Here is a 9,422-nt window from a genome sequence, read left to right on the forward strand (position 1 = left end):
TAAAGCCACTACTTCTAATTGATTTCTTCTCTCTTCTTCACGTTTCGATAACATGTTCATCCCCCGCAGAATTGTGTTATTACCCTTATTATACAAAAAAGCTTGTAGACTTTGTCTACAAGCTGAAGCCGGCTGTAGAGCCGGCTTATTAATATCGCTTGAATAACTAGAGGTTTTTCGGGACGTTTTCTAAATAAACGATCTTCCCTTGGTCGTCCAGCTCCGCAATATGAATTCCTTCTGCTGTATATACATGGCCATCCGTCAGCTTTCCGCAAACGGCCCACTTCCATTGTTCATTCTCCTTTATTTACCTGTCATGTCGAAAAGATTCAAACAATAAAATCGTACACAATTGTTTCTCTCCTGTCTATTTTTCACTCGGACAAGAAAACCCATGAATCTCGTCAATCCATGGGTTCAACAGGTTAAAGAGATGCTTTTTCTGATACGACAAGTGATTTTAGTTCTTCTGCTGCTTTTTTTGGATCAGCGCTTTGGCTAATAGTGCTAATGATGCTAATACCATCTGCCCCTGATTGTATGACTGGTGCAGCATTTTCATAAGTGATACCGCCGATGCCAACAATCGGAATATCAAGACCATGACGACGTACCTTGGTGATCAAAGAAACTCCTTGGACACTGCGTGTATCCTTTTTCGTCTCTGTTGGGTAGACAGGACCCATCCCGACATAATCTGCCCCGTCCTTCAACGCTTGTTTCACTTCATCTAAGTTATGCGTGGACACGCCTAATATTTTATGCCCGATCCTTTTCCGCACGTCTTGTACATTTGTATCTTCCTGACCAACATGTACGCCGTCTGCATCCAGATTTATCGCTAGCTGTACATCATCATTTACGATAAAAGGGACATTCGCTTCTTGGCAAAGTGCTTGTATGTGCCGGGCCAATTGTTTCTTCTCTTCACCTTGCAAGGCGCCTTCACCCTTTTCACGAAATTGAAATATGGTGATCCCGCCTTGAATGGCTTCTTTGATGACATCTAGCGGATTCCTGCTTGTATTTGCAGTTCCCATAATAAAATAAACCGATAATTGCTGCTTGATTTGCAGTTGATTAGCTTTTGTCATGCAAAACTCCCCCTACTTTACCTAACATGATTACATCATTGCTACCTGTGTTTGATATTGCGTTTAACAGTTCTATTTGGAATGTTCCTGGTCTTTTGTCTGCTGGGCTGCCTTTTCAACTGCGACACCATAAAACAGCAGTACGGCTGAAGCCGCATGAAGTAGACACGTAGCTTAATTTCATCAGTATCGTCCTCCCTTTTACTCTGCATCCCAAACATAAGATTTTGTATGCTTTAACCATTCTCTTGCCGCAAAGGACAAATAGCGATCCTTTCGCCAAATGACACCCAAATGCCAAGGGATAGGCGGGTTTAAAGAAATGACCTTCACCTTTTCAGGATCAAGATCACGGCAGATTCGTTCAGGAAGAAGCCCGATCCCGAGGTTCTCTGCTACCATTTCACTAATGAAATCCCATTGAGACGTTTCATAAATAACATTAGGCCGGAACCCCGCAATCATACATTCATTCAATATCCGGCTGTGCAAAACAAAATCTTCTCTAAAAAATATAAAAGACTCTTCCTTTAAATCAGCTAAATGCACCTCATCACGCCCTGCCATCGGATTCGATGGATGTGTCACAAGCTTCATGTTTTCTTTGATAATGGTGTACGTATGAAAAATTTTATCATTTACAGGTAGAACAATGACACCAATATCTAACGACCCTTCCTCGACCCCTTCCTCAACTTTAATGGAGCCGTGTTCGACCAACTGAAACGTAACATCTGGATACTGCTGACGAAACTCTCCCATGACATTTGGGAAGAAGCTTGATCCAATCATGGGCGGCAGCCCTATTCTTATATGCCCTTTTTTCACATTCATTAAATCATTTAATTCACTCGTTAAATTCTGAAATGATTGTGTGATTTCACTCGCCTGTGTATACATCGTTTGTCCAGCATCTGTCATTTCAACCTTACGGCCATTTCGGTAAAACAACTGCACCTCCAGCTCATCCTCCAGATTTTTGACCATCTTGGAAATGGTCGGCTGCGACACATAAAGGGATTGCGAGGCTTTCGTAAAGCTCTTTAACCTTGCCACTTCTAAGAAATATGTTAAATGTCTAATGTCCACATGACTCACCCTTTCTATAGAAAAAAGGAATAATAACTATTCAATATATGTATTTTACCTATAATAGAACGTACTGTACACTTTAAGTTAAGCTCACCAGTTGGAATAATGTCATTTTTTTGTGAAACAGTGAACATTATATATAGAAAAGGAGTTAACAGAAAGTGCAATTGCTCAAAACGTCGCTGATTGCTACCCTTCAGATTATGGCTTTATTTGTTTTTGCGAAATTGATGAATGTACTGGCGGCCTTTTTGCATTTAAGAATACCAGGCACGATCTTAGGCATTCTTGTCATTTTCTTATTACTTCATTTTAACATCATTAAATTAAAATGGATTGAACTTGGCGCTGTATGGCTCCTCGGAGAACTGCTACTCTTTTTTATCCCGTCAGCAGTTGGTGTGATTGATTATGGGAAATTGCTTTCTCAATCAGGCACCAGTATCGTCCTTGTCGTCTTACTTAGTACCTTTGTGGTCATGCTGTCTACTGGAATAATGACTCAAATGATTGCGAAAAGAAAGGAGCGAAAAAAGCCATGTTAGTTGGCGGACTATTTCTGATCTTAACGGTTCTTATATACCTTGGATCAAAAGCGGTTTACAAACGACACCCGAAAGTCTATGTCTCCCCTTTACTTGTGACCCCGCTTGTCCTTGTGGTCTTGCTCTTAATCGTTAACATTCCTTACGATGCTTACAATCAAGGCGGGAAATGGCTGACGAATATGCTTCAACCTGCCACTGTTGCTTTTGCGATTCCTTTATATAAGTATTTTCACATTCTGAAGAAGCATGCAGTGGAAATTATTTTGAATGTGGCTTGCGGTTCTGTCATTGCGATCTTATCAACGGCATTTATCGCCAAATTGTTTCATTTGGACACAGCTCTTATTGAGAGCCTTGTCCCAAGGTCTATTACAACACCAGTGGCAATGAGTGTGTCAGAAATGATCGGCGGCATGCCGTCCGTTACGGCTGTATTCGTCATTTTAACTGCACTATTTGGCTCGATCATTGGTCCAATGGTCATCCGTTATTTCCGCATTGATAATGACATTGCTATGGGCGTACTGCTTGGTACAGGTGCACACGGTGCAGGGACATCAAAGGCCTTTGAGTTAAGCTCCGTCTCAGGCACGATCTCAAGTGTATCGATGATTCTTTCGGCCATTATTACACTCTGTGCAGCCCCTCTCCTCTTGTCGTTCGCCTTATAAAAAAGCCACTTCCCTTTATTGGAGAATGGCTTTTTTTGATTATGCTTGGATGAAGACAACCTTTAAATAGTTTCCTTCAGGATAATTCTTGGTTGTACGGAAGTCCTCAGGAAGTGTATATTCTTCAAGAATACGATACGTTTGCCCAGATTCTTTAAAGGCCTGTGCAATGAATCCTTTAAACTTTTTCATCCCAAATGCACTGCTGTTGGTTGACGCCACAATGACGCCGTTCTCAGCTGTGATCTGGATGGCTTCTTTTAATAGCTTTTTATAATCCTTCACCGCACTGAATGTGTGTTTTTTCGTTCGTGCAAAGGAAGGCGGGTCTAAGATGACTACATCATAGGTCCAACCTTTTTTCGCTGCAAACGGGAAGTATTTAAAGACGTCCATGACTTTGATATCCTGCCCGTCCATATCAATGCCATTCACTTCAAACTGCTCGGATGTTTTTTTCAAACTGCGGTTTGCGACATCTACACTTGTCGTACGGCTCGCCCCACCAAGCTCTGCTGCTACCGAGAATGCTCCGGTATAAGAAAACGTATTAAGGACGGTCTTTCCTTTTGCATAACGATCTCGAATCGCTTTTCTGACATGGCGCTGATCAAGAAAAATGCCCGTCATGGCGCCATCATTTAAATAAACCGCGACGTTCATCCCGTTTTCTTTCACGATGAGAGGAAATTCACCTTTTTCTCCCTTCACAAAATCGTCATCCTCAATATATTGTCCAGACGTATCAAATCGTTTCTTTTCATAAATGCCTTTGTAGTCTGGATATACCTGCTCAAGTGCAGCCAACACTTCTGATTTTAATGTATAGACCCCTTCGCTATACCATTGGATGAGATAGAAACCGTCATAATAATCAATCGTGATTCCACCAATTCCATCACCCTCTCCATTGAACACACGAAAAGCAGTCGTCTGTACATCACGGAATAAATGCGTTCTACTTTTCGCTGCCTGCTCAAGCTTAGAGACAAAAAAGGCGTGATTGATTTTTTCGTTTGCATCAAAGGAAAGCACCCAGCCAATGCCTTTATTTTGAACACCATAATACCCTTTTCCTAAAAAGGCGCCTCTTTCATCCACCCATTCAATGAGCTCGCCTTCCTGTACACCGTTCACATGCGATACAGCATCTTTTGATATGAGTGGATAACCATTTTTCACTTGCTCCGTAAATGTTTGTTTTAATGAGATTTTTTTCATTTGTGTCACCCTTATCCTAAATTGACTCTCTCTATCCTACCATATGAATGTATACGTTACTTCTATATGATAAGATGCAGAGAAAAATATCATGACTTAAAGGAGGCTCTTCTTTTGACGACTTTACGCTTAGATCATACAGGTATTATGGTCGGGGATATTGATCAGTCCATTGATTTTTATGAAAGGTTGTGGGCATGAAAGTGATTGAGGTTGCATTTCTTGGCTTTAAAGACAAAGCAGAAACTGAAATTGAGCTCATTCAGGGCTACAGCAGTGATCTTCCATCTGAAAGAAAGGTCCATCATCTCACCTTCACAACAGACAATATTCATGCAGAATTCAACCGTATCCAAAAGCTTCAAATTGATTTAATCATGAAGAAATCACGACATTACCAATTGGATATTGCTATTCTTTTTCAGAGGATCCGACCAGGAATAGATTGAGTTCTTCCAGCACTAATATTTCCTAGGAAATTGGGTTTCTGCTATCCTCTATCTTAATAGGAATGGAGACACCTTTAATGAAACCCTCTGCCTCTTCGCGGATAGTGAGTCTGCGGTTCCATTTCCCATAAAAGAAAGAGAGTAAGAGCATGTATATCTGCTCTTACTCTTTTTTTTATAGCACCTTACTAAGAAATGACTTTGTTCGCTCGTGCTGCGGATTTCCAAAGAGTGCTTCTGGCTTGTCTTCTTCGACGATATATCCGCCATCCATAAAGATGACGCGATCTCCTACCTCTCTTGCAAAACCCATTTCATGCGTGACCACAATCATCGTCATGCCTTCAACGGCTAATTGTTTCATAACAGCTAATACATCCCCAACGACCTCAGGATCAAGAGCAGATGTCGGCTCATCAAATAATAGCACTTTTGGATCCATCGCCAACGCTCTTGCGATGGCGACACGCTGTTTTTGTCCACCAGATAGTTGGTTAGGGTAGCTTTGGGCTTTATCTTTTAAGCCAACTTTTTCAAGCAAGTCTAGGGCTTTATCGACTGCCGACTTCTTCTCAACGCCTTTTACCTTCATCGGTGCGATCGTGATATTTTCTAAAACCGTTTTATGAGGAAATAAATTAAAGTGCTGAAACACCATGCCGACTTCTTGTCGTACTTTGTTGATGTTGACTTTTGGATCTGTAATCGTATGTCCGTGGACAACAACTTCTCCAGCAGTAATATCCTCTAATTTATTGAGACATCTTAGAAACGTGCTTTTTCCTGATCCAGAAGGACCAATAACACACACTACTTCCTTTTCCTCGATGACTGCATTAATATCCTTTAACACTTCATGATCACCAAAGGATTTTTTTAAATTTTTCACCGTAATCATACTCATTTGATATCAAATCTCCTTTCTGCGTAGCTAGCCAGTAGAGAAAGTAAATAAATGATCACGAAATAAATGACACCGACAATAAGCCAGACATTCAAAGGATCAAATGTGGCCGATGCTTGAACTTGTCCTCGCTGCATAATATCAGCGATCCCGATAATGGATAAGAGCGACGTATCCTTCAAGCTGATAATGGCTTGGTTTGTAATCGCTGGAAGCATGCGACGAAATGCCTGTGGAAGGACGATAAAACGCATGTTTTGTCCCCCTGTAAATCCGAGAGAGCGTGCGGCTTCTGTTTGTCCTTTATCAATGGATTGAATCCCTGCACGAATTATCTCTGAGAAATAAGCCCCTGCATTAATCGCTACTGTAATAATCCCCGCCGGCACTCGATCAAGCGAAATAAATTCAAGTGTATTCAAACCAAAATAAATGAAAAATAGCTGTACAATAAATGGGGTACCTCGAATAGCATTCACAAAAATGAGTGCAATGACATTGATGATTTTAAATGGTGACAGGCGGAATAATGCCACAATCAAACCGATGATAAATCCTAAAATGATGGCAACAACAAAGATATATAAAGTGGTTTGCAAACCATCCATTAAATATGGAAATGCATTAATAATCGTATCCATGTTTCTCCCTCCTAATTCACATACGGTTTACACATAAAGAAGGCGCGCCTAGAGCGCGCCTCGCTTGTATTATGACTTCAAATATTTATCAATAATTTTGTCATATTCACCGTTTTTCTTTAGGTTTTCTAGGCCTTTATTGATTTTCTTCAGCAAGTCTTGGTTTTTCTCCTTCATTACAGAGATACCATATTGGTCCCCATTCAAGCGGTCTCCAGCTGTTTTCAAGTTTAAATCTTGTTGTGCGATCGCATACGTAATGACGGGATAATCTTCGATCAATGCGTCTGCATTTCCATTAGATACTTCTTGGAACATAGATGGACTATCATTAAATTGCACAACTTCATACCCGTATTTATCTGCGTTATCTGATGCAAATTTCGCACCTGTTGTCCCATTTTTAACAGCTACCTTTTTCCCCTTTAAATCATCAATCGATTTGATGCTGCTGTCCTTTTTCACAACAACTGTGAGTCCAGCGTCGAAGTATGGATCTGAGAAATCTACTTTCTTTTTACGCTCATCTGTAATACTCATACCGCCCATTCCAACATCAAGCTGACCTGCTTGCATCGCTGGAATAATCCCTGAGAAGTCCATTGCTTCAAGCTTTACTTTGAAGCCTTGGTCTTTTGCAATTGCGTTAATTAAATCAACGTCTATACCTTCATATTTACCGCCCTTTTCAAATTCAAATGGCGGATATGTTGTATCTATCCCAATTTTATATGTGTCTTTGTCTTCACCCGAACCACTGTCCGATTTTGATCCACAGGCTGCCATGACGAGCACAAAAACAAGTCCCATAATCAGTAACATCGATTTCTTCATAAAACACGACCCCCTAATGTCAGTTTTGTCTAAATATTCTAAACAATAATATTACTATACCACGCTAAATCTATGATGTGTGATATTTTTTATCAATACCAAAAGATCCATACAACTCTAGATCAATAGTCTCTTTAAATTTTATTTTTTTGCGAATAACTCATTTTATTCTGAAAGAAGAGCGCTTCACAATATTCATGTGGATATAATCTCACAAAAAATGAGAATACATCTTGAAAACCGCTATTTCTTTCTTACCTATTATAAGATTTCAATAACTACCTTACTCTTTCTGTTGATATTGTAATATATTTTTTCTATCCTACTCTTTTCATCTAAAAAAATGTAATCGTACACATTAAATCTGATAATCCCTTTATTTTTCACTATTGGTTGAATTTACATCAGAAAACATGTTTTACAAATTGATAAAGACAGCTTAAAATATAATATGGTACTTACATTCTGATATGGAAAGATGATTTAGCTGAACGGCAAATTGAAATATGGTGATAGATGAAGAAATGAAGAAAGGAGGATACTAATTGGCCGAAACAGGGGTTTTGTCGTCCGTTGATGTAGCAAATATGCTAAATGACTGGTATGTATTGATGAAAAAAAGAGAGATTCAAGAAGCCATACAACTAAAAGAAGATATTCTTCAAGCGTTTGATCGAATGGAAGAGAATCAAGACGTCTTACTTTATTATCAATTACTAGAATACCGTTTCAAAGATCTTATCGAAGATACGACTTCGTTAGATCATAGTCTTTTTGTTGATGAAGATGCCATCCGTACAGATGATATGCTCAGCTACTATTACTATTTCTTTAAAGGAATGTATGAAATGCGCAGAGGAAATCAGGAAACGGCATTCCATCATTTAAAATTGGCTGAGAATAAATTAGATCTCGTACATGATGACATTGAAAAAGCAGAATTTCATTATAAAACAGGATGCCTATACTACAATATTAGATCCACACTTCTCTCCATACACCACTTAAAAATGGCTTCATCTATTTATGACACAGATCCATGTTATGTGAAAAAATCAATCAGCTGTCAAATGATGCTTGCTTTGAATTATGCAGATCAAATGAACTATGATGAGGCAGAGATGTTGTTTCAACAGGTTATTCATTCACTAGAACAGATGGAAGACCCAGATTTACTTGGTCATGCGTACTGTAATGCTGCCTTTATTAAAAGTCTAAGAAACCAATACAGTGAAGCTGTACCGCTCCTAGAAAGAGCTTTATTGATTGAGACATTTGAAACTTCTTCTCCAGGCGGCTATTTACTTGCCTTGTATGCCTACACAAAAGCGCTATTTAAGCTGAAAAAGCCTGGTTTGTTCACCTATTACGTACAGCTTTCACTTCAAAAAGCAGAAAATTTAAAACAACGAAACATTTCACTTAAATTATCGATTTTAGAAACGCTCATGCTACAGCCAGACAACATGATTGAGCAAATCATTTCTTATTGTGATCAATTAGAATCAATGAATTTCCTCCTTGATCTTGAAGCCATCTGTCATGATGTAGCAGCATCCTTAACTGAAAATGGCCTTCATGAAGAATCAACTTATTTTTGGAACAAGGCGTTGTCATTAAAAAATATTAAAAATTGGAGTGATGAATGATGAAGAAATTGTTCATAACAAGTGCGATTTTTACAATCTTGATGTCAGGTGTTTTCATTGGCACTTCCACCCAAAAAAACAGCCAAACTGCACAATTTCAAGATGAAGGAACCATTATCCAAAAGAGAGATCGAGGAACCAATCCTTAAAATGAATGCCGATGAAAGAAAAGATTAGCTGTGATCAGAAGGGACTGACCCCCTAAGATGAGACAAATAAAAAACACCTTCAAGTTTGAAAACGGACCGTTGTGATCCGAAATAAAACATGGAGGTGTTTTTTCTATGGGGACAAGAGTGAGTTATCCAGTTGAAGT

At 39.3% G+C, this 9,422-nt stretch carries 11 protein-coding genes and 1 pseudogene; 5 read left to right on the forward strand and 7 right to left on the reverse strand.

Annotation, left to right across the window (positions count from 1 at the left end):
• Nucleotides 1-166: 166 nt before the first annotated feature.
• From WAX46_RS14990 to cidR, 3 genes and pseudogenes are all read right to left on the reverse strand, one after another.
• Nucleotides 167-286 (reverse strand): annotated as a pseudogene (locus WAX46_RS14990) (nuclear transport factor 2 family protein); the annotation flags it as partial.
• A gap of 142 nt (nt 287-428) precedes the next feature.
• Nucleotides 429-1,097, reverse strand: a complete 669-nt coding sequence (thiE, locus tag WAX46_RS14995; protein WP_226567343.1) for a thiamine phosphate synthase — start codon at nt 1,095-1,097, stop codon at nt 429-431.
• 201 nt (nt 1,098-1,298) lie between these two features.
• Nucleotides 1,299-2,186 carry a cidABC operon transcriptional activator CidR gene (cidR, locus tag WAX46_RS15000; protein ID WP_226567342.1) on the reverse strand — a complete coding sequence of 296 codons (888 nt, stop codon included), beginning with the start codon at nt 2,184-2,186 and terminating at the stop codon, nt 1,299-1,301.
• Between the two features lie 164 nt (nt 2,187-2,350).
• Here cidR and WAX46_RS15005 point away from each other — a divergent pair, with 164 nt between their 5' ends.
• A complete protein-coding gene (locus WAX46_RS15005; protein ID WP_336494272.1) occupies nt 2,351-2,734 on the forward strand; it encodes a CidA/LrgA family holin-like protein in 384 nt (127 codons plus the stop codon).
• Entirely contained in the window at nt 2,728-3,408 is a 681-nt protein-coding gene (locus WAX46_RS15010; protein ID WP_226567341.1) for a CidB/LrgB family autolysis modulator, read from the forward strand. The genes WAX46_RS15005 and WAX46_RS15010 overlap by 7 nt, the downstream gene beginning before the upstream one ends.
• A 39-nt stretch (nt 3,409-3,447) precedes the next feature.
• Here WAX46_RS15010 and WAX46_RS15015 read toward each other — a convergent pair whose 3' ends face one another.
• Entirely contained in the window at nt 3,448-4,629 is a 1,182-nt protein-coding gene (locus tag WAX46_RS15015; protein ID WP_226567340.1) for a class I SAM-dependent rRNA methyltransferase, read from the reverse strand.
• A gap of 197 nt (nt 4,630-4,826) precedes the next feature.
• Here WAX46_RS15015 and WAX46_RS15020 point away from each other — a divergent pair, with 197 nt between their 5' ends.
• A complete protein-coding gene (locus WAX46_RS15020; protein WP_281430311.1) occupies nt 4,827-5,078 on the forward strand; it encodes a VOC family protein in 252 nt (83 codons plus the stop codon).
• A 175-nt stretch (nt 5,079-5,253) separates the two neighbouring features.
• Here WAX46_RS15020 and WAX46_RS15025 read toward each other — a convergent pair whose 3' ends face one another.
• From WAX46_RS15025 to WAX46_RS15035, 3 genes are all read right to left on the reverse strand, one after another.
• Entirely contained in the window at nt 5,254-5,982 is a 729-nt protein-coding gene (locus WAX46_RS15025) for an amino acid ABC transporter ATP-binding protein (protein WP_281430310.1), read from the reverse strand.
• Complete coding sequence (locus WAX46_RS15030) at nt 5,979-6,623, reverse strand: amino acid ABC transporter permease (RefSeq protein ID WP_336494273.1); 645 nt, start codon at nt 6,621-6,623, stop codon at nt 5,979-5,981. Before WAX46_RS15030 ends, WAX46_RS15025 begins: the two co-directional genes overlap by 4 nt.
• Nucleotides 6,624-6,692: 69 nt before the next feature.
• On the reverse strand, nt 6,693-7,457 hold the full coding sequence (locus WAX46_RS15035; RefSeq protein ID WP_226567338.1) for a transporter substrate-binding domain-containing protein: 765 nt from the start codon (nt 7,455-7,457) through the stop codon (nt 6,693-6,695).
• Nucleotides 7,458-8,002: 545 nt separating this feature from the next.
• Here WAX46_RS15035 and WAX46_RS15040 point away from each other — a divergent pair.
• Both WAX46_RS15040 and WAX46_RS15045 read left to right on the forward strand, forming a co-directional pair.
• Nucleotides 8,003-9,106: a Rap family tetratricopeptide repeat protein gene (locus WAX46_RS15040; protein WP_336494274.1), complete on the forward strand. Its 1,104-nt coding sequence runs from the start codon at nt 8,003-8,005 to the stop codon at nt 9,104-9,106.
• On the forward strand, nt 9,106-9,255 hold the full coding sequence (locus WAX46_RS15045) for a hypothetical protein (RefSeq protein WP_226567336.1): 150 nt from the start codon (nt 9,106-9,108) through the stop codon (nt 9,253-9,255). Before WAX46_RS15040 ends, WAX46_RS15045 begins: the two co-directional genes overlap by 1 nt.
• Nucleotides 9,256-9,422: the final 167 nt, after the last annotated feature.

It is taken from the genome of Bacillus sp. FJAT-53060 (genome assembly GCF_037104745.1).
Lineage (GTDB): Bacteria > Bacillota > Bacilli > Bacillales > Bacillaceae > Bacillus > Bacillus stratosphericus_B.

Coding starts and splice junctions, on each gene's coding strand:
- WAX46_RS15045 (WP_226567336.1), top strand. CDS start 9,106: ATGAAGAAATTGTTCATAACAAGTGCGATTTTTACAATCTTGATGTCA.
- WAX46_RS15010 (WP_226567341.1), top strand. CDS start 2,728: ATGTTAGTTGGCGGACTATTTCTGATCTTAACGGTTCTTATATACCTT.
- thiE (WP_226567343.1), bottom strand. CDS start 1,097: ATGACAAAAGCTAATCAACTGCAAATCAAGCAGCAATTATCGGTTTAT.
- WAX46_RS15025 (WP_281430310.1), bottom strand. CDS start 5,982: ATGAGTATGATTACGGTGAAAAATTTAAAAAAATCCTTTGGTGATCAT.
- WAX46_RS15020 (WP_281430311.1), top strand. CDS start 4,827: ATGAAAGTGATTGAGGTTGCATTTCTTGGCTTTAAAGACAAAGCAGAA.
- WAX46_RS15030 (WP_336494273.1), bottom strand. CDS start 6,623: ATGGATACGATTATTAATGCATTTCCATATTTAATGGATGGTTTGCAA.
- WAX46_RS15035 (WP_226567338.1), bottom strand. CDS start 7,457: ATGAAGAAATCGATGTTACTGATTATGGGACTTGTTTTTGTGCTCGTC.
- WAX46_RS15015 (WP_226567340.1), bottom strand. CDS start 4,629: ATGAAAAAAATCTCATTAAAACAAACATTTACGGAGCAAGTGAAAAAT.